Source organism: Bradyrhizobium sp. BWC-3-1 (assembly GCF_032917965.1).
Taxonomy (GTDB): Bacteria; Pseudomonadota; Alphaproteobacteria; order Rhizobiales; family Xanthobacteraceae; genus Bradyrhizobium; species Bradyrhizobium canariense_D.
This window is the reverse complement of record NZ_CP136625.1, coordinates 5,701,495-5,724,008: the sequence shown is the minus strand read 5'-3', so window position 1 is coordinate 5,724,008 and position 22,514 is coordinate 5,701,495. Positions and strand designations below refer to the sequence as shown.

General features: G+C 59.6%; 18 protein-coding genes. 8 read left to right on the top strand and 10 right to left on the bottom strand.

Annotated features, from left to right (window positions below):
* Positions 1 to 20 precede the first annotated feature (20 nt).
* The 3 genes from RX329_RS27865 to RX329_RS27855 all read right to left on the bottom strand — a co-directional run bounded on the left by RX329_RS27865 (position 21) and on the right by RX329_RS27855 (position 3,552).
* The gene (locus RX329_RS27865; RefSeq protein WP_317244565.1) at positions 21 to 1,193 is read right to left on the bottom strand and encodes a glycosyltransferase family 4 protein; all 1,173 of its coding nucleotides are present in this window, start codon (positions 1,191 to 1,193) and stop codon (positions 21 to 23) included.
* Positions 1,194 to 1,261: 68 nt separating this feature from the next.
* Positions 1,262 to 3,244, bottom strand: a complete 1,983-nt coding sequence (asnB, locus tag RX329_RS27860) for an asparagine synthase (glutamine-hydrolyzing) (protein WP_317244564.1) — start codon at positions 3,242 to 3,244, stop codon at positions 1,262 to 1,264.
* A 50-nt stretch (positions 3,245 to 3,294) separates the two neighbouring features.
* Positions 3,295 to 3,552, bottom strand: a complete 258-nt coding sequence (locus RX329_RS27855) for a hypothetical protein (RefSeq protein WP_317244563.1) — start codon at positions 3,550 to 3,552, stop codon at positions 3,295 to 3,297.
* A gap of 155 nt (positions 3,553 to 3,707) precedes the next feature.
* Between RX329_RS27855 and RX329_RS27850 the strand changes: the two genes are divergently transcribed.
* Complete coding sequence (locus RX329_RS27850) at positions 3,708 to 5,174, top strand: hypothetical protein (RefSeq protein WP_317244562.1); 1,467 nt, start codon at positions 3,708 to 3,710, stop codon at positions 5,172 to 5,174.
* A gap of 322 nt (positions 5,175 to 5,496) precedes the next feature.
* Here RX329_RS27850 and RX329_RS27845 read toward each other — a convergent pair whose 3' ends face one another.
* Both RX329_RS27845 and RX329_RS27840 read right to left on the bottom strand, forming a co-directional pair.
* Complete coding sequence (locus tag RX329_RS27845; RefSeq protein WP_317244561.1) at positions 5,497 to 6,531, bottom strand: Wzz/FepE/Etk N-terminal domain-containing protein; 1,035 nt, start codon at positions 6,529 to 6,531, stop codon at positions 5,497 to 5,499.
* 1,160 nt (positions 6,532 to 7,691) lie between these two features.
* Positions 7,692 to 8,558, bottom strand: coding sequence for a response regulator transcription factor (locus RX329_RS27840; protein ID WP_317244560.1), 867 nt, complete (start codon positions 8,556 to 8,558; stop codon positions 7,692 to 7,694).
* Positions 8,559 to 9,345: 787 nt separating this feature from the next.
* Between RX329_RS27840 and RX329_RS27835 the strand changes: the two genes are divergently transcribed.
* Entirely contained in the window at positions 9,346 to 10,038 is a 693-nt protein-coding gene (locus RX329_RS27835) for a response regulator transcription factor (protein ID WP_317244559.1), read from the top strand.
* An 848-nt stretch (positions 10,039 to 10,886) separates the two neighbouring features.
* Here RX329_RS27835 and RX329_RS27830 read toward each other — a convergent pair.
* The 5 genes from RX329_RS27830 to RX329_RS27810 all read right to left on the bottom strand — a co-directional run bounded on the left by RX329_RS27830 (position 10,887) and on the right by RX329_RS27810 (position 15,483).
* The gene (locus RX329_RS27830; RefSeq protein ID WP_317244558.1) at positions 10,887 to 11,612 is read right to left on the bottom strand and encodes an SDR family NAD(P)-dependent oxidoreductase; all 726 of its coding nucleotides are present in this window, start codon (positions 11,610 to 11,612) and stop codon (positions 10,887 to 10,889) included.
* Positions 11,605 to 12,990, bottom strand: coding sequence for an AMP-binding protein (locus RX329_RS27825; protein ID WP_317244557.1), 1,386 nt, complete (start codon positions 12,988 to 12,990; stop codon positions 11,605 to 11,607). Before RX329_RS27825 ends, RX329_RS27830 begins: the two co-directional genes overlap by 8 nt.
* Positions 12,977 to 13,222 (bottom strand): acyl carrier protein, encoded by a 246-nt coding sequence (locus RX329_RS27820; RefSeq protein WP_317244556.1) that lies wholly within the window; start codon positions 13,220 to 13,222, stop codon positions 12,977 to 12,979. The genes RX329_RS27825 and RX329_RS27820 overlap by 14 nt, the downstream gene beginning before the upstream one ends.
* 34 nt (positions 13,223 to 13,256) lie before the next feature.
* Positions 13,257 to 15,074 (bottom strand): long-chain-acyl-CoA synthetase, encoded by a 1,818-nt coding sequence (locus RX329_RS27815; protein WP_317246444.1) that lies wholly within the window; start codon positions 15,072 to 15,074, stop codon positions 13,257 to 13,259.
* A 139-nt stretch (positions 15,075 to 15,213) separates the two neighbouring features.
* Positions 15,214 to 15,483 (bottom strand): acyl carrier protein, encoded by a 270-nt coding sequence (locus tag RX329_RS27810; RefSeq protein ID WP_317244555.1) that lies wholly within the window; start codon positions 15,481 to 15,483, stop codon positions 15,214 to 15,216.
* A gap of 234 nt (positions 15,484 to 15,717) precedes the next feature.
* Between RX329_RS27810 and RX329_RS27805 the strand changes: the two genes are divergently transcribed.
* From RX329_RS27805 to RX329_RS27780, 6 genes are read left to right on the top strand one after another with little or no spacing between them, the layout of a single operon-like run.
* Positions 15,718 to 16,935, top strand: coding sequence for an acyl-CoA dehydrogenase family protein (locus RX329_RS27805; RefSeq protein ID WP_317244554.1), 1,218 nt, complete (start codon positions 15,718 to 15,720; stop codon positions 16,933 to 16,935).
* A gap of 25 nt (positions 16,936 to 16,960) precedes the next feature.
* Positions 16,961 to 17,965, top strand: a complete 1,005-nt coding sequence (locus tag RX329_RS27800; protein WP_317244553.1) for an amino acid--[acyl-carrier-protein] ligase — start codon at positions 16,961 to 16,963, stop codon at positions 17,963 to 17,965.
* A gap of 32 nt (positions 17,966 to 17,997) precedes the next feature.
* Positions 17,998 to 19,272, top strand: a complete 1,275-nt coding sequence (locus tag RX329_RS27795; protein ID WP_317244552.1) for an O-acetylhomoserine aminocarboxypropyltransferase/cysteine synthase family protein — start codon at positions 17,998 to 18,000, stop codon at positions 19,270 to 19,272.
* Between the two features lie 27 nt (positions 19,273 to 19,299).
* A complete protein-coding gene (locus RX329_RS27790) occupies positions 19,300 to 20,406 on the top strand; it encodes a homoserine O-succinyltransferase MetA (protein WP_317244551.1) in 1,107 nt (368 codons plus the stop codon).
* A 43-nt stretch (positions 20,407 to 20,449) separates the two neighbouring features.
* Positions 20,450 to 21,304, top strand: a complete 855-nt coding sequence (locus RX329_RS27785) for an acyl-CoA acyltransferase (protein WP_317246443.1) — start codon at positions 20,450 to 20,452, stop codon at positions 21,302 to 21,304.
* A 28-nt stretch (positions 21,305 to 21,332) separates the two neighbouring features.
* Entirely contained in the window at positions 21,333 to 22,220 is an 888-nt protein-coding gene (locus RX329_RS27780) for a branched-chain amino acid aminotransferase (protein WP_317244550.1), read from the top strand.
* Positions 22,221 to 22,514: the final 294 nt, after the last annotated feature.

The window sequence follows — 22,514 nt, the reverse complement described above, 5'->3', positions numbered from 1 at the left end:
AACCATCGGCATTGGTTGCTCTATTTTATTTGAATTGTCTCGTATCTGGTTGCCGCTGCGCGTTTCGACTTGGCGACAAGAGGCGTCAAAGCCGCAACTAATTCGCGAGCTTTTACTGTCGGCGAGTGATTGGCCTTGACATAGCTCTGGCATCGTTGTGCGAACGCGTTGTATTCATTCTCACCCATGTCCCAGAATGCCTTCACGGATTTGGAAAGTGCCAGCTCGTGTTCAGCCGATGCGCCAAGGCTGTGCCGCACGATGATCGAGTCCGGATCCACTTGCCGGCGCGTCACGACGGGTGTGCCCACGGCGAAAGCCTCCAGGAACACGTTCGAGAAGCCCTCGAAATCCGACGTGCTGAGAAGCATGGTCGATTCTGATAGAAATTGTTGGACGTCTGCCCGCCGGACATAGCCAACCAATTCCACGTTTGGGAGATGGCACAGACCATTCACGGCGTCCAGCGTCGCCTGATCAGCACCTCGCTCTGGCATCCCCGCCACGCGGAATTTGACGGCCGGAAGTTCCTGGGCGATTCGAAGCAGTAATGGCAAGTTCTTCTGATGGCGGAAGACACCAAGCCAGGCGACATATCTGCGTTCTGCCCGCGGCAAAGGAGCGGGCGCGTCCTCTGCCACGACAACGGCATTGTGAAGGACGTGAACAGGCGTGTTCGGAAAGAGCGCTGATAATTTTCCGCGTTGATACTCATTCTGACAGAGAAATGCGGCTGTCCGATGCCGAGCCCAGGAATAGGCTATCCATTCATCAAATCGAAGGTCGAGTTTGCATCGTTCATCGACGTTTACGTCATTGACGATGCGGTGAACGAACGGAATCCCGAGTTGGCCGGCGACGAAAGCCATGATGGCGCTATCGACCGCGCTTGCGCCTTGGATCATTACATCTGGATGATAGGCGCGGGCGGCTGCAAATATTTTTGGGATGTATGAGTAGAACCACTTCGCAACCCGCAGCCCCTGCGTGGGATCGTAGGTTTCGATAAGTGTGATTTGCTGGCCCGAACCTACATGGGCCAAAGCACCCTTCCAGGTCAGGAGAGCGGCTTCGTGACCGGCGTTTTCAAGCGCGCGAAGCCATATCGAAAGTTGAACCGCCCAGCCGCCGATCGGATAGTCATCATCCTTCAATAGATAGGGAATGGAAAAATCTATCGAGAGAATTCGCATCTGACACCCCGAGCTAAATGGAACCGCAATGGGAATAACAGTTCGGCGACTTTCGAGTAGATATGACTTCAATTCAAAAGAGATGCCTCGCGGCTACCGCCGGTGTCCGCCACCGGTGCGTAACGCCACCGGCGATGCCACGCCTGAAAGATCAAAATATTCCAGATGAGGAAATAGCGCGCATTATCTCCGCTCAAGAATTCCTCCCAGAGCGAGCGAATGGCATCGATGTAAAAAATATCACCTTCGTTCAGGCTGGCTTCGCTCATCAGGTCTTCGGCCCAATTCCGCAGCGGGCCGCGCAACCAGTCCGGGAGCGGAACCCCAAAGCCCATCTTCGGCCGCTCGACCAGACGATCGGGCACATAACGGGCAAGAACCCGCCGGAGCAAGTGTTTGGGGCGCCGGGCACGCGCGTTCTGAAATGACGGCAGCCTCCAGACCCATTCAACCAGCCGATGGTCGAGGAGGGGAACGCGCACCTCAAGAGCGACAGCCATGGAGGCTCGATCAACCTTGGTCAGGATGTCATCGGGCAAATACGTACACATGTCTAGGTAGCGCATACGGTCCACCGGATCGGGCAACAGGATCCCGGGGGCTTGGCGCCAGCAGGCCGTGCGCACCTCTTGTGACCCCTTCACAAGGGTCTCTGGGTTCTGGTGGTGCGAGATGGTGTGATAGTACATGGAATCGATCGACGACTCCGAGAGGATTTGCGCCAACCGATGGGCCTTTTGGCCAACACGTGGCATGCGCCGAAAGTACGGTACACGGCGCGCTATGCCGTTGTAAGTGCCAGGCGGCACAGCGCGAATGCTTGAAGCCGCGAGGCGGCGGAGCGCAAGCGGTATCCTCGCGCTCGGTCGCCAGACGTTGTCCGTCGCTTGGTACCGGTCATACCCGGAAAACAATTCGTCTCCACCATCTCCTGACAGAGCCACCGTGACGCTTTTTCGCGTCAACGCGGAAACAATTTGGGTCGGGATCTGGGAGGGGTCGGCGAATGGCTCGTCATACATCTCGGCCAACTTCGGCACTACACCGAGAGCTTCAGCGCCGCTAACTGGAAACGTTGTATGCTCGGTCCCGAGATGCCGCGCGACGGCTTCAGCGTGTTTCGATTCGTCGAATGCAGGGTTATCAAAGCTGATGGTGAACGTCTTCACTGGTCTCAGGGAAGCTTTCTGCATCAGTGCGACGACGGTAGATGAGTCATAGCCGCCCGACAGAAAGGCGCCGAGCGGAACATCCGCAATCATGCGGCGCGATACTGCATCATGCAGCAGCGCTTCGAGCTCATCGACCAGTCCCTCTTCGTCGGCTCGAAGCGTATTGCGCTGCCCCTGCGAAACAACACCGGCCAGATCCCAGTACGCGCCCACTTCGGGGCCGCCGGCGCTCGCAATCCTGACGAACCCGGCGGGCGGAAGTTTGTAGACAGCTTCGTAGATCGTGGATGGACCCGGCACATAACCATGCCGAAGGAAGGCGGCGATCGCCCCACGATTGAGTCTCGGCTTCCAACCGGGATGCGCGCGCAGCGCCTTCAATTCTGATCCGAATAAAACGAGTCCATCGAAAATCGCCCAATAGAGCGGCTTTTCGCCCATTCGATCACGAGCCAGGAACAATTGACGCTCTCGGCTGTCCCACGCCGCAATCGCGAACATCCCGTTCAAGCGGGTGATGGTCGGCTTGACGCCCCATTGGGCGAATCCTTCGACAATAACTTCCGTATCTGAATGCCCACGAAACCGAACTCCGCAACGCTCCAATTCGGCCTTCAGTTCTCGGAAATTATACACTTCACCGTTGAATGTAATTGTATATCGGCCGTTGGCCGAGACCATTGGTTGATGCCCCATCGAGGACAGGTCGATAATTGCCAGGCGACGCTGCCCGAAGGCAATGCCGGCTTGCTCGCTCAACCAAATTCCGCTGTCGTCCGGCCCGCGGTGGCTCAGGGTCTGGGTCATTGCAGACGCCCGCCTTTTCAGATCCTGCAGGCCGCAACCATTACGCTCCCAAGTACCGGAGATTCCGCACATGCTTGAAAAGAGCTCCCTGATGAGAGGACGTCAACACATGGCATCCAAACTCACGTCTCGCAGTCTAGTATTTTGGACCGGTCGGCGGCTCGACCCTTTCGGAGTACCCATTCTCGCTCACCAGAAGCGCGCAGCAGGATCTGCTCGGCGAACCCACCTACTTTTTTCTCTATTGCTTGGTCGCCACTTGGACTAATTGTCTTCATCGCAGCGACCGTATCAAATACCTCAGCGAGGCCCAGCGAACCATGTGGGAATCCCGCGGTAACAGCCACGACATCGGAAGATGCGATCGTCAGCGTGTCCATGAGCACTATTCCTTTGCTCCGCTAGGCAGGACGTACGAAATCCTGCTGGAGGGGGCCGCACACACAAGACTCGGCGCGGCATGAGATCGCGAATTCGCCGCAGGGCAGGGTTTCTCGCGGCCGCAGGGCTGCTCGAGTACGCTCTGCAGTTTTGCGTGCCTGTCGTTCTGGTTCGCCACCTGACCACGCAGGAGTTCGGGGAGTACCGTCTGGTGTGGCTGGTCGCCGAAACAGGGTTGATCCTCTTTCCCCTGTTCCTGCCGCAGTCTCTATTCTACTTCCTGCCGCGCGCTGCTCCTGGAACCCGCCCAAAGCTGGTGGGCAACACGTTCGCAAATCTCTTCGCTCTTGGGGCACTCGCGGCTCTGTTGTCTTTAGGGCTGATGCCGGTCTCGCCGGGTTCGATTGCAGCCCTCGAGCGTCACTCGCCCCTCGTTCAGATATTCATCGGCACCTGGATATTGGCGTCGATTCTTGATGCCCTGCCGACGGCGGACGAAAAGGCGGAGTGGGGGGCCTGCGCGACGATCGCGCTTGCGATAATCAGGACAGCAGCATTGGCAGGTGCGGCGGTCGCATCTGGCGATGTCCGGTGGCTTCTGGTGGTGATGTGCGGCCTGGCCATGCTGAAGGTCGGGATCGCCGTGTTCTATGCCCTGCTTGTCGCGCATGAACGGGGGCTCGGATTCGACGGCGAACTGGCCCGAATGCAATTGATGTATTCGCTGCCCTTTGCGATAGCCAACGGCTTTTTCGCTTTGCGCGCGCAGGCCGGTCAATGGGTCGTGGCAGCGAACTTTCCGAGCTCGGCCTTTGCGCTCATCTCGATCGCATCAATGGTCAATCTCCTCGGGTCGTTGACCCGCCAGCCTCTGTGTAATGCGCTCCTGCCCAATATCAGCTCCATGGTGGGCGAGGGCAACCTTGCAGGCGCCCGCAAGCTGATATCGAAAGCGTATCTGCTGCTGGTATGCATGCTGCTGCCAGCGTTCGGGTGGCTGATAGCGACCGCGGACGAGCTTGTGGAACTGATCTATACACGCGAGTATCTCGGGGCAGCGCCGCTCATGCGGATTTATTCCGTGGGACAGATCGCGACTGTTTTCGGGAGCGGCTGGCTCCTTTCGGCGTTTGGGCTCGGCCGGCTGGCCGCGACGATCGGCGCGATATCGCTTTTGCTGTCAGTTGCTCTGAGCATCCTTGGCCTCCATTTCTTCGGCCTCGCCGGTGCGGTGGCAGGAACCGTCGCCGGTCTCGTTCTTTGGGAGTGGTGGGGGTTGATCAAGGTCGCCAAGGCGCTCGAAACCAGCTTCGCCAAATTGATACCGATGGAGCAGACCGGAAAAATCGCCTTGGTGGCTGCAGTCGGTGTGCTCGTCGCCCAGGTCGTCTCCTCGGAGCTGGACACGTCCGTCTTTCTGCGGCTCGTGGCCAAGTCTTCGGCTTTCATGACGACCATGCTGCTTGGATTCGTGCTCACGAAGGTCCATCACTCCGTGATATCTCTCGTTCGCGGCGCGAGTGAAGAAGCGCCCTTAGGAAGGCCTGAAAAACCTGACGCCGCACACGAACCCAGTCGCGTGGTAGACCCGGATCGTCTTCGGCAGGCTGACCTCTCGTAACCCTTAGGGGGAGTCCGGCGACCAGCATTGGGCTCGCCTCGACCAGGATTCGGAGCCCGGGTCCTCACGGCCGCCGCGGACGGTGAGCCCTTCCTCGCGACGACGTCCCGCTGCAGGACGAACAGCCGGCGGTAGCCGAACGCCGCCGCTCTTTGGCGCGCTATTGCGCCTAATCCCGATCGTCTATGGCCGCGTCCCGCGAAGTACGATCAAATCGGCTTGCTAACGGACCACTGACCGGTGTCCGTCGTAAACCTAACGCCTTCGTAAGAACCGATCGGCCGCGCGGATGTCGATGGTGGGTGAATGAAAATCCCAGTCTTCAGCCGGATCCCGTGAAGCGCACGGCTCTTGCCTTTGCCGATGCTTCAGATTGAAGATCTGGTCGAGCTGCGTCCGGAACAGGTCGCTCGATGATCCCGCCATCTTGTGCGCTTAGACGAGGGTCTTGCCCGCTGGCGTAGATGCCCCGATCCAACAGATCACGCAGCACTCCGATGGCGACGCCAAGCAGCAGCCCTCCAAGGGCCGATATTCCGAGCACGATTCTGGCTTTTGGCCAACTGACCTTTAAGGGAGGAAACGCCCCCGCGACGAGACTGGCCTCAAACACCGGCGACGTCTGTTGTTGCGTCGCTTCTGTCTTACGCACCACGTGGCGAAAACTGTCATAGGTGTTTTTGGTTGATTCCGCTGCGGCTGCCAGTTTTTCGATGGTCGCAGCGGAATCCGCAAGCTCTTTCCCATCCTTACGATAATCCTCCAGTGCCCTTTGGGCAGCCAATGCTTGAACGCTCAGTTCGTTCAGTCGATCCTTGACCCATTTCGTATCTTGCAAGCCGGCATTGTCCATTTGATGGGTAATATATCTTTCGACAAGCGCGTTCAGGATCTCCGCCGCTCGATCAGGATCTCTGGAGTCGAAGGTAATCTCGATGAGAAACGTAGGGCCGACACGTTTGGCCGAAAGTTTGCGTTCGAACGGTTCCAGGGCATAGCGCGCGGCGCTGGCTTCCGACTTCGGTTTACTCCAGCCGAGCAGCCGGGATATCGTGCCGCCAAATTGGCCTGTCGCAAATTCCGGGTCTTGAGCAAGGTCGAGCTTCTCGATCACGGCGGTCGCGATGCTCTCGGACTTTATGATTGCGATCTGACTTTCCACGACCGTTGACACTGCCGAAGCGTCCACCATGGCCAACTTCGAGTTTACGAGGAGTTGCGCCTTGGCGGTGAACGTCGGTACCGCGATGATGAGGTAAAGGATAGAAATGCAAAGCGCCGCGCAACAAGTCAGCGCTATGATCGGTACATGTCGTCGTATGAATCGCAGCACGGCCAGCACTTCTGCCAGCGACACGACAGGTCCTGGACGAAATTCGGGTGGCTGCCCACAGTCTCGATTTATCCGATTATCCGTATTGATCTGCAGCATTTTTTTACCAGTGCTGATAGTTGAGGCTCGGCGGCGACACCGTACTAAGGAAAAGGTCGGTTAGCGGAAGGTGCAGCAGATCAAGTCGCATCAATAAGCCACCCTCTTGGAAGGAAGGGGCAGGGGTCGCATCTGAACTTGAAGATTGCAGTTGCCCGATGAAACGAGTGGAATCCAGGGCGGCGAGCGGTAGCGCCTCCGGAATGCACTTGCCGGCGAGTACACATCGACCGAATGTACCGGAAACTTGGTAGAGGCCAGCAAATCGAAGAACACATAACCCATGGCACTCTACGACCCAGCCGCTCATCTGCGATTGAATCGTACATTCCAGGTCACTGGTTGGGAAAGGCGATAAATAGGTAACTAGGATGGTTGAGCCGCGGCGCCGCCGGATTAAGGTTCGAGCAGCCAATCCGCTAGCGTGCCCATCCTAACGGGCCTAGCGGGACTGCCAGGGTGACTCTCCCCGCAGAATTCCGTGTTTGCAGGGAACTTCGCTACCAGCGCGAGTCCGGAGCGTCCGTACCTTCGGCCGGTCCTCTACACGCCCGACGACAACTATCATCTCGATAGAGTCACGTCGCTCCGATCTGTCAACTTGCACGAGGCGAAGTGCTCAGAAGGCGAGAGCGTTGTGGTCTGGGCACGCTGCCCTTCGGCCCTGCACCGGATTTAGGCGGAGGACAAGCTCCTCAAGCTCGGCCCCGGCATGGCGGTGACGATCGAGATCAAGACTGGCGCGCGCAGGATCATCAGCTATCTACTCTCCCCGCTGGCGAGGTACAAGCAGGAATCGCTACGGGAACGATGAGCAGCAGGCTCCGGCAGTCCACGCGCTCCGCACTTCAACCCGAGGAGAGTCCCGCGCGATCTCGCGTGCCAATCACGCAAGAGCCGCGCGGGACATCCTGCCAGGCGCTTGCTGCCAGGCGCTTGCTGCCAGGCGCTTGGACGTCGGGGAAGTCGACGAAAGTGTCGCAACGCTTCTCCGGCATGGATCCGTCGCGCGACCGCAGTCGTTTCCGCGTCCTTGCGTCTACTTGTAGAGTCGCGCCGCCGTGCTAGTCCCTTGGTCCATGCCCTTATGGAGTAGACCGTCGATAGGGCGTATCGCGACCGATCGGGCGTATCGCGACGTGATTAGACTGAGGGACCAATGGAGCTGACTCTTCGATCTGCTCCATTTCGGAGATCGCCTCGAGAGTCTTCGCGATCCCTCTGCGTGGATCTACGGTTGTGGTCGCGCGACCGCTTGTCGTTCGTACCAGCGACCCATGGTTCATTCCCCAGATCGCGGCTTGTGTCCGGTTCTGGACCCGGATCTTGCGCAGAATCGCCTTGACGTGAACCTTCACGGTCGCTTCGGCGATCTTGATCTTTCTGGCAATGCACTTGTTGGAATCGCCTTCGATAAGGCAAGATAGAATTGCCTTTTCTCGCGGAGAGAGCTGCGGCGAGATCGCGTCATCTGCAGCGGCGACGATCGCTTGCTCGCATTCGCGGGGCTCCGCCGTTTCGCGTTCGCGATTGGCATCAAGGGCGAATGACAGGAATGCAGGCGGGAAGACGGTCTCGCCCATCGTCACGAGCTCGACGGATTTGATGAATGCATCGCACGAATTGACGTTCACGAAGTAGCCGTTGGCGCCCGCACGAAATGCGGAAGCAAGGTCAATTGGCCGATAATTGTCGGATACGATCGCAATGCGCGCTTCCGGATAACGATCCTTCACAAATCCGATCTGTGCTATCGCGAGATTGAAACCCTCGCCCGAATGGACGATAAGGAACATCAGTTTCTCGGCTTGAAGTGAACTCGGCAATTCCTCGGGGCTCGACGCCGAGACCGGGATGTGAAAATTTGCCGCGTGCAGAATTTTAGCAATGCCTTCTCTAATCAAAACGTTCTTTCCAATAAGAACGGTCTCGCAAGACTGCCGCCTCCTCATTTCACCCTCCAGCCAACTACGCAGTGACACAACAGCGATGACGGTTGAACTTAATTTGGTTTATAATGTCCCGCGGGAACGAGCCTTCGTTTGGTCGTTCTCCGTCGGTTTCTGGTCTTCGGAAATATCGAGGTACCTCGATCGGGATCCTCATGCTATTTTGATGTTGCCCTGCCTATCCTTTCGCTGTGGATTTCGGGAAATCCATGTTGCTTAAGCTTTTATAAATGGTAGACGCGAATTTTAAATTGCCCTATATGTCATTCGTTGTAGGTCGCACTGCGTAAAAGCAATGCAAGACGGTTTCGGCGCCTATGCGTGAACTGAATGACGGTGTTCATTTGATGTTGAAAAAAATTTCGGCGTACTTCCTTCACATAAGCAACGTGCGCTCGAATACAGAGGCCCACGGCGTGTCATAGTCCTCTCCAGGAGATTGAGTGGATCGCGGTTCGTCGCCGCCGAGAATTGCGCTGTTAGCGTGTCCGTCAGCAAGCGTTGGCCCGGCGCAGTCCGAGCGCGTGGTTCTATTGAAGTGCAGATTGCTGGCTGAGAGTTGGGAGGCGAACTGCGGCCGGCACCGGTTAACCTAAGTAGGGGCTGCCGGATAGCTTATATTAAACATGTTTGTATTAGTATATTAAGCATGTTTGTATTAAACATGTTTGTATTAGTATCAAGCATGTTTGTATTAAAAGAAATTTCGGATCATTCTAACTTCAGCAACTGAATAGCAGAAGGTGCACGGAGTTTATGTTTGGAGGAGCGACTGGCTTAGGAGCGCCCGATGCGACCTACTAGTGTAGTCATTGCAGATCGGCATCCGGTGGTCTTGCAGGGACTGAACGAGGTGCTTGGTGCCGCGGCCGATTTCAATATCGTTGCATCTTGTAGCGACGTCGGGAGTTGCATCGAAGCGATCCGGAACTTGGCGCCCGATATCGCGATTGTCGATTCCGCGATGCCTGAGCTTGCCGCCGCGAGAATTCTTTCGGCCGTCGATTCGGAAGATCGATCGACGCATTTGGTGTTTTTCGCCCCGAGTGAGGATTGCGAACTGTTGCTCGCGACGACGGCCGTAACCTTTAGTATCATTCTGAAAGACACCGATATAAAGGCCCTGTTGCAGTCGTTGCGGCGTATCGCCGATGGTCACAGGCTGCTGCCCTCGGCCCCGTCCGGGTCGATTGTGTCGCACGAGCAGGGCTCGAACGCAGGGAACGGGCTGACAGCGCTGACTGAACGGGAGCGTCAGATCATGCGTCTGGTTTCGGAAGGATTGTCGAACAAGGAAATCGGGCGGCGCTTGAATATTGCCGACGGCACCATCAAGGTGCACCTTCACCACATCTTTCAGAAGCTTGAAATCAGCAATCGGACAGTCCTCGCAGCTCTCGCCATCTCGCAACAAGATCGTGCGCGCGCCCCGCGGGAGAAGGCTCCGCATCCCGGGCTGAGTCCGACAAGCGGAGAGCGCTGAGAAGACCCACGCACCCATTTTTTGTCGACGCGGGATAGATGGCGTCAAATTGGAAGCGTCTGGCTCCGGCCGCTGTCTCAGTCCCGATGCGGCAGGAGCACGCCGACACGATTGATCCGAGCGACCTGTTTAATTACCGAAGATTGATTTCAAGCGCGGCTCGATTGGCGTGGCCATGGTCGGAAGCTTATTGGGTAGCCCCCAGGGCTGGCAGTTGATCCAAAAATCGCAGCCAAGCCGCGGGGAGGGCAGTGTAGTTATTCGTCAGCTGCAACTCTTGTCGATCGTGGTTTGTGTCCGTGTTAGGTAAGGAAGTCGCGGGCAACAGATCGGCTCCAGATGCGGTCGCAGATGTGTGCCGACTGGATTTCGGCATAACTGGAGCGGCGGCCCTGATTCTTCCTGCCCTGCCCCCAAGTGGTCAGGGCCGTTCCTCTGTCGTTGGCCCGCCAGCACGACTCAAAACCGTGTGGTTGAGCTGAAAGCGTGTGCGGACGCATCTTGATTTCTCTTCAGTTCCATCGTGCCGGTGAGGATATGGAAATTTGGAGCGCGGCCGGCGCGGCTTTTCCTTTGTGATCACGTATGAGACCCCTGCCGGCGCCGCTTTCATGGACGTGCCGGCTATGTGCCTCCTTGGCGGCCGCTTTACCGGGTAACGGCGCGATCAAAATCGTCGGTTCGGCGTCCACTTTCGCGGACGCGGAGAAGGCCTGCGACATGATGCTTGAGCATCTGAAGGGGCTGCCGCTGAATGAAGCGTCCAGCTTGCGGTCAGGCTAGGTCGACATTCGAATGTTTTGGATCCGACAGGACGCCCTGTGACGGGGATGTCCGATTCTCGGCGCTCAGGCGGTGCTACCGGCGTCGACCGTTACCACGGTGCCGGTGATGTTCCGGCCTCCTTCGCCGAGAAGATATTCGACCATGGAAGCGACGTCGTCGGCTTCGGGCAGGTGGCGCAATGCGCTGCGGCTGGCAACGCGTCGACGGCCTTCTTGGTCCAAGGAGCTGGTCAATTCCGTGTCAATGAAGCCGGGCGCGATCGCGTTCACTGTGATGCCGACCCTGCCGACTTCTCGGGCCAGCGAACGGGTGAAGCCGGCAACGGCGGCTTTGGACGCGGCATACACAGACAGGCCGCTGTAGCCTGTCGAGGCGATGATAGAGGAGATGTTGACGATCCGCCCCGCGCCGTCGGCCATCATATGACGTGCCACGTATTTAGTTAGGATGATCGGCGACAGTACGTTCAGGCGGATCAAGGCCTCAATCTCGGAATTATGCATGGTGGCCAGCAGCCCATCGGTACCAATCCCCGCATTGTTGACGAGGCCGTAGATCGGGCCGAATTCATCGCGCACTGATTTCGCGAAGCCCGAGATCGTTTCAGTGACCGCAAGGTCACAGGCGCGGAAATGCAGACGCCGTTGTGCCTCGCCGGCTGCGGCTGCAAACTGTCCACTCTCGCGGCGGGCCACCGCGACTACATTGTAGTCGCCGGATGCGGCGAGCCGGTGCGCGATGGCAAGACCAATACCGCGGCTGCCGCCAGTGACGAGGACGTTACGCATCGGTGCGCGCCAGTTTGCCCGCTGCCGTGACGTCGAGCCGCTCGACGAACCGGATCACCGCCGGCACCTTCCATACTGCCAGGCAATCTTTGCAGCGCCCGAGGATCTCGGCGCGAATCATCTCGTGGTGCTCCGCATCGGTGCAGTGGGCGAGGACGACATCCGCGACCACAATGGCGCCGGTGATCGGGCTCCTGCGCGATCGCGCGCGCGACATCTGGACGGAGACATGCCGGTTGATCACGGCTTCCACCTCCTCCGGATGCACCTTTAACCCGCCGATGTTGATGATGCCGCCTCGTCGGCCCACGAAGTGGTATCGCTCGCCGCGCAGCTCGACCATATCGCCGGTGTCGACGAACCCGTCGGTGTCGGCGAGCGGCGGCGCGTCGGAGCCGACATAGGAGCGCGCGGTACGATGGGAACGGATCCGCAGCGAGCCGTCGACCACCTTCATTTCAACGCCAGCGTGATTCTGCTTCATCAGGTGGGCAGGAAAACCCTCGCGCCCATCGTCAACGCTGAAACCGACGCCGGCCTCGGTTGAGGCATAGGCGTGCCCGATTGACGCATGCGGAAACGCCCTGGCCAGGCCGTCGAGCACCGGCTGGTCGGCGATTTCGCCCGACAGACGGACGTAGACCGGTGAGAAGTTGGCGGATGCGCCGCTCATCAAGAGCTTGCGCCAGTGCGACGGGGTCCCGGAGATGTGGGTGACGCCGCCCGCGCGCAGCCGCGCGACATAGGAAGCGACGGCTTCCCCGGGTTCCGACAGCACCATCGATCCACCGCCGATCACGGCCCGCAGGAAAATTTGCAGTCCGCCGTAGCGGCGGATGTCGTAGAACGTCGCCCAGGTTGCGTTCCGGTGGCGCGCAGGCCCGTCGGCGATGATCGCGCCAGCGAGCCCATCGAGCGTATGTCGAACAATCTTCGGCAGCCCCGATGTGCCTGAGGTCAGCATTAGCCACTCGGTCGCGCGATCGACCTCCGATCCCATGGCCCTCCGTTGAGGCAGGTCGACGCCGATAACGATGTACTTGCCAGCACGGCTTCGGTGGAACGGGCGATCGGTGACGATCGTGTCGATATCGGCCTGTTCGAGCAGGACCTCCAGGCGATCCCAATCGAGATCGGGCGGGCATAGAAGCAGGCGGCGGGCCACGCCGTCGAGCTCGATCATAGCTAGTGCGGAGAGCAGCTGTCCCGATGTCGCAAGCAGCACCGAGCGGCCGGACAGCTCGCAGGATCTACGGCTCAGGCAGCTGTGCTGGATTATGTCGGTCAGCGATACAACGTGCAGGCCATCGGAAATCGTGCGGCTCTTCAGTTCCGGGCCGAGGTATTGGCGCAGCGCGATGATGTCAGGCGGGGACATTCTCGTAGGCTCTGACAAACTCGCCCAGGGTAGACGGGAAGGCTGCGTCCTCGGCGACAGTGAAGGGATCGACACCGAGCTCGTCCTCCAACCGCGCCACGAGAATGGCGAATGCCAGCGAATCGAACCCGGTTTCGTTCAATGACAGATCGTCCTCAAGCGCCGGAAGCGTGACCTTCTGTTCCTCGGCAATTTGTTTCATCGCGGAGAAAATTTTCGATTTGACCGACATAGTACACCTCACATCTCGGCTTTCCGAGCCGATGTTAGAGCCTGATTTCGCCCGCGACAATGCGGCCGTAGACCGCCCGGTCCATCGAAACATAGTCGCCGGTCGTTGGATCACGCAGGAACAGCGGATCGTCCACGGCCGAAGGATCAAATCCCTCGCGGATCAGCCGCTGCTTCTTCTGCTTAAATGTGTCGGTCGCTTCGAGCGCCTGGCACAACCTGACGAAGGCTGGAACTGCATACCGCGGAAGCCGATACGAGACATGTTCTCTGAATATCCCGAAATCGAAACGTCGGTCCACGACCAAAGCGACCATGCCGGCGCGACCATCGGCCCCGGATACGGCGACCCCATAGGTCGAGGCGTCGAGAACACCGGGGCAGTCCCTGATTGCAGCGTTTACTTCGCTTGTCGAGACGTTCTCGCCCTTCCAGCGGAAGGTGTCGCCCACGCGATCGACAAAGTGTAAGTAGCCCTGCTCATCGCGCAGCATCAGATCACCGGTGCGGAACCACGCGTCGCCCTCGGTAAAGGCGTTGCGCAAGATCTTTTTCTCGGTCTCGGCCGGATCCGTGTAGCCCTCGAAAGGTACGCCGTCGCGATCGGCGCTGCCGATGCGCCCGATAGCTTCGCCCGTCTCGCCAGGGGCGCAGGCGATGCAGAGCCCGGCCTCGCTGCGGAGTGGGCCGCCGCTGTCAGCATCGACCTTGATGATCGAGGCGGGAAAGCGATGCGCCAGCACCGGTGGGATCCGGCCGATCGACCCGGGTTTTCCTTCGAGATTGAACAGCGAAAGATTGCCTTCCGTTGCGGCGTAGAATTCGAGGATCTGCGGAATCGCGAATCGGCTCGCAAACACCTCCCAGATGTCGCCGCGCAATCCGTTGCCGACAGCCAGTCGCAGCCGGTGTCGGGCCTCTGGCTTGGACGACTGCGCCTTCAGCAGATAGCGGCAGAGCTCGCCAATATATTGGAAGACGGTGCAGTCGAAACGCACGATGTCGTCCCAGAATCTGCTGGCAGAGAATTTCTCCGCAATCACCACCGAACCGCCCGCGCAGAGCATGCTGCACGGGGCCACGACACCGCCCACGGAGTGATGGAGCGGCAGGCAATCGTAGAGACGATCATCGATGGAGGCGTCCGTCACTCCGGCAAACCATCCGCCCCAGGTGAGAATGCGGCGATGACTGACGTTCGCTGCCTTCGGTAGTCCCGTAGTGCCCGAGGTATAGATTAGGAGCGCGCGTTGATCGATAGTGACGTCGCCGCGTTCGGCGGAGGACAGCGGACTTGGTTCGAACGCGGCGAGCGCCGCATCCAGATCGCCGCTTGCGTCATCGGTGCCAAGGATCCAACTTTGCGGCACGCGGCGCAGGTGCGGACGGGCGCTCTCAAACGCATCCACGCTATCCGCAGCGAGGATGAGGTGATCCGCATCCGCGACGTCGATGCAATGCGCTAGAGATCGGCCGACCAGCTTGGTATTGATCAGTGCCACTGTCGCGCCAACGCTGCTGATGCCGAGCCAGCAGGCGAGGTAGTCCGGCTGGTTGGGCATCAGCAGACAGACGGTGCGGCCGGCTTGGAGGCCGAGGCCCCGCGCCCAGCGCGCATACCGGTTGACGCGGGCGGTGAGTTCGCCATAGGTGAAGGATTGACGGTCCGAGAGCAAGGCAGGTCGTTCGGGCTGATGCTGTGCCCATTCTTGCACAATATCGGCGAGCAACCGCCGCGGTTGGGCTTCGACCCGCGCCGTTTGTGCAATTGCCTGCAGCCAGGCCTTGGCGGCGGAGCGTCTGCGCCGCGGACCGCCGGGTTCCGCCCCGCGCGGGATCTCGGCTGTCTTCACGGACTGTTCTTGCAGTAGGGTTGGGTCGACATCGGCGCGCACCTGCCCGCTGGTCGACGAGTCACGGCCAGAGCGACGTTGCAATCACTCTCGACGCGGCTCGCGAGGTTGTCGAAGTAGAATCTCTTTTCGGCCGATGTCATCCCGGTTCAGGTCCGAGCTGGTTAAGGATCATTCGCTCCACGGTCTTCACCGACTGGAAATTTTCTGGCGTGATCTCAAGTTGGGGGAGGACGAGATCGAATTCGGCTTCAACCTTGAGCATCAGCTCGACCATGCCCATCGAGCTCAGCCCGATATCCACCAGCCGTGACTCTGGGTGGAGATCGGCGGTGATCGCGTTCTGCTGGAGGACGCTCCTAACGACGGATAGAACACGGTTTTGAACGTTGACGACAATGTCGTGCATTTCACTGGCCCCCTCGGCGCAGCCGGAAGTGATCACAATCCGGGAGGACGATAACCGACTGCTCCTCGGCTCAATAGCTCTGCTTCGGAGGTACCTCGCCTGGGAGTGGAACTAGCGTGACACCCTCTTCTGCGCCAACGACGCAGCAACGGAAATGGGCTAGCTGTTCATTTTGAGCGGAATTCATTTCGACTTGGTCGCGTCGTTCAAACATAAGAACAGGAGGCTTTGGCCATGAGTGTGCAGGAGGTCAAGCTCCGCAACTTCGCTTTGGAAGTCGGCCGAGCGGGTTATGGTTCCTCATTTCGACAGCGGATGGCGAGTGTCGCAGAGGTCGCTGCGACGGAGGCTGAGGCAGTCGATCGCGAGGCGCGCTTCCCGCAGAAAGCGATCGACGCTGCGCGCGAGGAGAGACTTTTGGGCGCTCAGATTCCGATCGAGCTCGGTGGGGACGGCGCGTCTATCTCCGAGGTGACCGATATGTGTTACGGGCTCGGCCGCGCTTGCGCCTCTGCCGGAATGATCTTCGCGATGCATCAGACCAAGATCGCGTGTCTGGTACGCCACGGCGCGGGCAGCGATTGGCACGAAAGTCTCATGCGCCGCGTGGCCGCCGAACAGTTGCTGCTTGCATCCTCGACGACGGAAGGTCAGAACGGCGGAAACATACGCTTCAGCTCGGCCGCAGTGGAACGCGCTGATAACGAGATTTCGCTCGTGCGCGACGCGACGGTGATTTCGTACGGTGCCGAGGCGGACGGCATCGTCACAGTCGCCCGCCGCTCTGACTCTTCCGCTGGATCCGATCAGGTGCTGCTCGCCATCACCCGTGACGATTATACGCTGGAGCCCACTCTCGCGTGGGAAACGCTTGGCATGCGAGGGACCTGCAGCGCGGGGTTCAAGTTGAACTTCAGGGGCACCGCGGACCAGATATTCCCTGTGCCATACGAACAGATTCATGCGCAGACGATGACGCCCGTCGCCCACTTGTGCTGGTCCTCGGTCTGGGCTGGGATCGCGGCTGCGGCGGTGGACCGCGCGCAGCTCTTCATCCGCAAGGCCGCCCGCGGGTCGGGCGGGAATATGCCTCCCGGCGCTGCGCATTTCACCGCTGCCAAAATGACGCTGACGAAAATGCGCGCCATCATCGCCGCGAATCTCCAGCTCTACGAGGCTCGCGAACGGGACGAGCGCGCGCTGTCGTCTGTCGACTTCCAGTCCTCGATCAATCTTCTCAAGGTGGAAGCCTCCGAGCTCGCGGTCACGGCGGTCATGCACGCGATGCGCGCCTGCGGCCTATCAGGTTATCGCAACGACACCGACGTGAGTATCGGCCGCCATCTGCGCGACGTGCTTTCCGCTCCGATAATGATCAACAATGACCGGATCCTCGCCAGTGTCGGTAGCGCCACGCTGATGAGCACCGTCCCGAAGTCCCTGCGCGATTGATTTTTCCACAGAAGGAATGGGCTTGATGAACGTGGCCATTGTTGAAGCACCCGGGGATGCCACTCCGATTCCGGCCGATCCGTTAGACCATCTCGCCGATGCGCTGTTTCACGAGATGGGCTCTCCCGGGATCTATGGCCGCACCGCCCTCTATGAAGGCGTCGTGGAGCGAATTGGGGCGGTGATCTCACGGAATCGCGAACCGAATACTGAGGTGATGCGCTTCCCGCCCGTGATGAACCGTGCCCAGCTTGAGAAGTCAGGCTATCTGAAGAGCTTTCCCAACCTCCTCGGCTGCGTCTGTGGCTTGCACGGCACGGAAAGCGAGATTGACGCGGCGGTCAGCCGCTTCGATGCCGGCGGTGACTGGACTGCGTCGCTATCGCCGGCTGATCTCGTTCTGTCGCCGGCCGCCTGCTATCCTGTCTATCCGATCGCGGCGAGCCGAGGTCCCGTGCCGGCAGGCGGCTGGAGCTTCGACGTGGCCGCCGATTGTTTCCGTCGTGAGCCCTCGCGCCATCTCGACCGGCTTCAGTCCTTCAGGATGCGCGAATTCGTTTGCATCGGTAGTCCCGATCACGTCTCCGCGTTCCGCGAGCGCTGGATCATACGCGCCCAGAAGATGGCGCGAGATCTCGGGCTAACCTTCAGGGTCGACTATGCCAACGACCCGTTCTTTGGCCGGGTCGGTCAGATGATGGCGGTGAGCCAAAAGCAGCAGTCACTGAAGTTCGAACTGCTGGTGCCTCTGCGCTCCGAGGAGCGACCGACCGCCTGCATGAGCTTCAACTACCACCGGGATCATTTCGGCAGCGCCTGGAGCATCGTCGATGGGGCCTCTGAGCCGGCCCACACCGCCTGCGTGGCTTTCGGAATGGACCGTCTCGCCGTCGCCATGTTCCATACTCACGGCAAAGACGTCGCCCTGTGGCCGATCGCGGTGCGTGAGCTGCTTGGCTTCGCGCAGAGCGATCGTGGGGCGCCGCCAGTATTCGAGGAGTTCCGATGCGCCAGGGAAGTCGGGAGCTAGCCCGGGATCGAGAGGCGGCGGGGCCAGCCTCCATGAGGAGAGAGACTCTCGCGGTCCACGGCGGCTTCGAGTGCGATCCGGCAACCAAGGCCGTTGCCGTACCGATTTACCAGACCGCCTCATATGCATTCGACAGCGCCGATCACGGAGCCGCGCTCTTCAATCTCGAAGTAGACGGCTTCCGCTACACCCGGATTGGCAATCCGACCAACGCCGTGTTGGAGAAGCGCGTTGCCGCCCTGGAAGGTGGCATCGAGGCACTCAGCGTAGCCTGTGGTCAGGCCGCGGTGAATTATGCGGTGGTCAACATCGCGGAGATGGGCACCAACATCGTCTCGATTCCGCAGCTCTATGGCACCACGCATACGCTGTTCGCGCATATCCTGCCGAGGCAGGGCATCACCGTCCGGTTTTCGGAAGACGACCGGCCGGAGAACGTGGAAAGACTGATCGATGACGATACGCGAGCGGTGTTCTGCGAGAGCGTCGGGAATCCGGCTGGAAACGTCTGCGACATCGAAGCGATGGCTGACGTCGCGCACAGGCACGGCGTTCCGCTCATCGTCGACAACACGGTACCGACACCGATCCTGCTCAGGCCGATCGAATACGGCGCAGACATCGTCGTGGAGTCGCTAACGAAATTCATGGGCGGGCATGGCACCACACTCGGTGGAATTATCATCGACAGCGGCAGGTTCCCGTGGGCGGAGCATCGCCGGCGCTTCCCGATGATGAACGAGCCAGAGAATTCCTACCACGGTCTGGTCTTCACCGAGCGGTACGGAGCTGCCGCCTACATTGCCCGTTGCCGCGCCGTCTCCCAGAGGACCATCGGCGCGGTCCTGGCGCCGATGAACGCTTTCCTGCTGCTCCAGGGCATTGAGACCGTCGCGCTCCGGATCGAGCGGCACGTCGAAAATGGCGACAAGGTCGCGCGGTTCTTGCGCAATGACCGCCGTGTCGGCTGGGTGAATTACGCGGGCTTTCACGACAGCCGCTATTACGCGCTGACACAGAAGTATTTAGGTGGCCGGGGGTGTTCGCTACTGACGTTTGGCGTGGCTGGTGGCTTCGAGGCGGGCAAGCGGTTTTATGACGCGCTGAAGCTGTGCAAGCGGCTGGTCAATATTGGCGACGCGAAATCGCTCGCCTGCCACCCTGCATCGACCACGCATCGGCAAATGTCGCCCGAAGAACAGGACAAAGCCGGGGTGCGCCCCGAGATGATCAGGCTGAGCGTCGGAATCGAGCACATCGACGACATCATCGCGGATCTCGATCAGGCCCTCAGTGCCGCGAACTGATGTTTCGTCAACCATGAAGGCATTCGGATGACTGTCTTGATCGACATAGATTCGCACGAACACCACCTCTTCTCGAGAGCGCGGATTAGAGGCGCTGATGCCATGGCGTCAATTGACAATCAGGCGGAGTGTCTTGACATCGCGATTATCAACAACATGTCGGATGCTGCCTTAATGTCAACCGAGCGCCAGCTGTTCGACCTGCTCGATGCGGCGGCCGGACGACTTTGCGTCAGGCTGCATTTCTATACGATGGCCGCGACACCCCGTTCGGAATGGGGGCACGATTACGTCGGTCGATATTACCGTGGCATCGACGATCTGCTGAACCGGCGTCTGGATGGGGTGATCGTGACCGGCGCCGAACCCAAGGCCGCCAGCCTGACGGAAGAGCCATATTGGAACAGTTTCGCGGAGATCGTCGACTGGGCCGAGGAAAATACCGTGTCGTCGGTGTTTTCCTGTCTGGCCGTCCATGGGGTCGTCCTCCACACGGACGGCGTTCCGCGCCACAAGCTGCCTACGAAGTGCTTCGGTGTCTTTGCTCAAACAAAGACGAGGCGTCATCCCTTGATGCAAGATGTGCCTAAGACCTTCAGAATACCGCACGCCAGGTGGAACGAGGTGGAGGAGGGGAATCTCGCGAGCTGCGGATACTCGGTTCTCACCTGGTCGGCCGAGGCCGGCGTCGATTGCTTCGTCAAGCAGCGGAAGAGGAGCCTGTTCGTCCATTTCCAGGGCCACCCGGAATACGAAACGCAGAGCCTGCTCGGCGAATACAGGCGAGATATGGGTCGCTTCCTCCGGGGAGAGAACGAAGTCTGTCCGACGATACCGAAGGGCTACTTCGGCGAAAAGGCGGAGGAGATACAGGTCGCTTTCCGACAGAAAGCCCTTTCCGACAGGCACCCTGAGCTTTTCGCCGACTTTCCAGCCGATCAAATAGCGAAGGACCTGAACAACGTCTGGCATCTGCCGGCCAAGCGCATATACCGCAACTGGTTGCTGTACCTGGCGTCGCAGCGAGTTGAACGCTCAAAGCCGCTAGGGACGCGAGCGGCGGCACTGTCCGCAGCCGGAATTTCGGCACGTCGCCATGTTACCGCTCGATCCGCTCGCGCTCGCCAAGCCTAATGACCAAGACGCGACTCGGATTTTATGAGTGAGAATTCGGACCATGATCCGTTGCCGCGAGATAGGCATAGCTGATTTTGACGCCATCACCGATCTTCTCGCAAGCGGTTTTCCGATGCGATCGCGCGACTACTGGGTCGAAGGACTCGGGCGCATGTCAGGGCGTGAGGTACCCGAGGGCTTTCCGCGCTTCGGCTACCTGCTTGACCACGATGGAGCGCCCGTCGGCGCTCTGCTGTTGATCCACACTGCACGGAACGATGACGGCTGTACCTCGATCCGCTGCAATCTCTCCAGCTGGTATGTGGAACCTGCCTTTCGCAGCTACGCTCCGATGCTGGCCAAGGTCGCGCAGCGTCACAAGGACGTCACCTACATCAATATCAGTGCGGCGCAATGGACTTGGCAAGCCATCGAAGCTCAGGGTTTCCGCCGCTATTGCGGCGGCATGTTCTTCTCGTTTCCAGCGGTTTCGCGTCCCGCCCAAGCTATGCGTGTCGAAGTCGTCGGGCAGGACGCGCAGGCGGTCGCCGGCTTGTCCGAAGCTAACGCCGCGCTGCTTACACGTCACGCAGCCTATGGCTGCCTCAGCTTGGTATGCCGCGCTGCGGATGACCGCGCCTTTCCGTTCGTCCTGCAGCCGATGCGAATCCGCAGGATCGCACCTCTCGCCATGCAGCTGATCTATTGCGCGCATGTGGCGGACTACGTCGTGTGCGCCGGCGCGATCGGCCGCTTCCTGCTCTGGCGTGGCCGAATCTCCGTCGCTGTGGAGGCCAACGGCCGCATGAAGGGCCTGGTCGGGCTCTACAGGGAACGTCGCAAATACTTCAAGGGTCCGCATCGCCCCCGGCTTGCCGATCTGTCGGATTCCGAGCTGGTGATCTACGGACCATAACTCCATCGTCCCGATATGGAGGTTCGCCATGGTTTCCAAAACGAAGTCCGTTAGCCATTCGCGGACATGGACATTCTTCCACGGGGAATGGCACGAGGGCAATGTGCCGATCATGGGGCCGCGTACCCATGGGCTCTGGCTCGGTTCGACCATCTTTGACGGCGGTCGTGCCTTTGAAGGCGTTACACCTGACCTCGATCGTCATTGCGCCCGCGTCAACCAATCTGCGGTCAACTTTGGGCTGAAACCGGTCGTTGATCTCGACACGTGGCTGGGATTGGCGCGTGAGGGTATCGCCCGTTTCCCCACCAATGCTGAACTCTACATTCGCCCGATGTACTGGCCGCAGAACGGCATCGGCGGCGGCGTGCTCTTCGATCCGGAGACGACGGACTGGTGCCTTTGCATCTACGAATCGCCGATCCCGGAGCCTAAGGGCAGCGCGATCACGCTGTCGCCGTTCCGCAGGCCGACCACCGAATGCGCGCCGGCCGATGCCAAAGCATCATGTCTCTACCCCAACAGTTCCCGTGCGCTCATGGAGGCCGCATCGCGGAACTTCCAGAATTGCCTGATGTTGGACATGCTCGGCAACGTGGCGGAGTTCGGCAATTCCAACGTGTTCATGGCGAAAGAGGGCGTTGTTTATACGCCGGCGCCAAATGGCACGTTCCTGAACGGAATCACGCGGCAACGCGTGATCGAACTTTTGCGCGGTGACGGCAGCACGGTGATCGAAACAACGCTGCGCTATGCCGATTTCGTCGCCGCGGACGAGATCTTTTCGACCGGAAATTTCGCCAAGGTCGCGCCCGTGATCCGGATTGACGATCGGCAACTCTTGCCCGGGCGCTTTTATGCGCGTGCACGAAAGCTGTATTGGGACTTCGCACACGGGATGAAGCTTGTGGCGTGAGAGGGGATAGCTGAATGATATCGGAATCGGCGCTGCCGATGTGAGCAATTGCGGAAATGATACTATGCCCTCTGGGAGCCCGAAGGATATTCTGCGTTCATTGCACATGGTTTATTTGAAGCGCGCTAGGGATTGCCGTGACGAACGATGCTGCGGTTTTCGACGCCTTGCGTTTCGGTCCGCGAATTGGTGCGAGAGTTTCAACGGGCAGGACAGGCACGATCCCTTATCGTTTGGCCATTGTCCTGACGAATGGATTGACGGGAGCGGCGACGTCGACCTCGAACTGGGCCG

What these genes read in the sequence shown, in the direction of transcription:
- RX329_RS27820 (WP_317244556.1), bottom strand. Translation starts at nt 13,222, where the DNA reads ATGTCGGTCAAATCGAAAATTTTCTCCGCGATGAAACAAATTGCCGAG.
- RX329_RS27855 (WP_317244563.1), bottom strand. Translation starts at nt 3,552, where the DNA reads ATGGACACGCTGACGATCGCATCTTCCGATGTCGTGGCTGTTACCGCG.
- RX329_RS27840 (WP_317244560.1), bottom strand. Translation starts at nt 8,558, where the DNA reads ATGAGGAGGCGGCAGTCTTGCGAGACCGTTCTTATTGGAAAGAACGTT.
- RX329_RS27790 (WP_317244551.1), top strand. Translation starts at nt 19,300, where the DNA reads ATGACTGTCTTGATCGACATAGATTCGCACGAACACCACCTCTTCTCG.
- RX329_RS27825 (WP_317244557.1), bottom strand. Translation starts at nt 12,990, where the DNA reads ATGTCCCCGCCTGACATCATCGCGCTGCGCCAATACCTCGGCCCGGAA.
- RX329_RS27810 (WP_317244555.1), bottom strand. Translation starts at nt 15,483, where the DNA reads ATGCACGACATTGTCGTCAACGTTCAAAACCGTGTTCTATCCGTCGTT.
- RX329_RS27835 (WP_317244559.1), top strand. Translation starts at nt 9,346, where the DNA reads ATGCGACCTACTAGTGTAGTCATTGCAGATCGGCATCCGGTGGTCTTG.
- RX329_RS27865 (WP_317244565.1), bottom strand. Translation starts at nt 1,193, where the DNA reads ATGCGAATTCTCTCGATAGATTTTTCCATTCCCTATCTATTGAAGGAT.
- RX329_RS27805 (WP_317244554.1), top strand. Translation starts at nt 15,718, where the DNA reads ATGAGTGTGCAGGAGGTCAAGCTCCGCAACTTCGCTTTGGAAGTCGGC.
- RX329_RS27795 (WP_317244552.1), top strand. Translation starts at nt 17,998, where the DNA reads ATGAGGAGAGAGACTCTCGCGGTCCACGGCGGCTTCGAGTGCGATCCG.
- RX329_RS27830 (WP_317244558.1), bottom strand. Translation starts at nt 11,612, where the DNA reads ATGCGTAACGTCCTCGTCACTGGCGGCAGCCGCGGTATTGGTCTTGCC.
- asnB (WP_317244564.1), bottom strand. Translation starts at nt 3,244, where the DNA reads ATGTGCGGAATCTCCGGTACTTGGGAGCGTAATGGTTGCGGCCTGCAG.
- RX329_RS27800 (WP_317244553.1), top strand. Translation starts at nt 16,961, where the DNA reads ATGAACGTGGCCATTGTTGAAGCACCCGGGGATGCCACTCCGATTCCG.
- RX329_RS27785 (WP_317246443.1), top strand. Translation starts at nt 20,450, where the DNA reads ATGATCCGTTGCCGCGAGATAGGCATAGCTGATTTTGACGCCATCACC.
- RX329_RS27780 (WP_317244550.1), top strand. Translation starts at nt 21,333, where the DNA reads ATGGTTTCCAAAACGAAGTCCGTTAGCCATTCGCGGACATGGACATTC.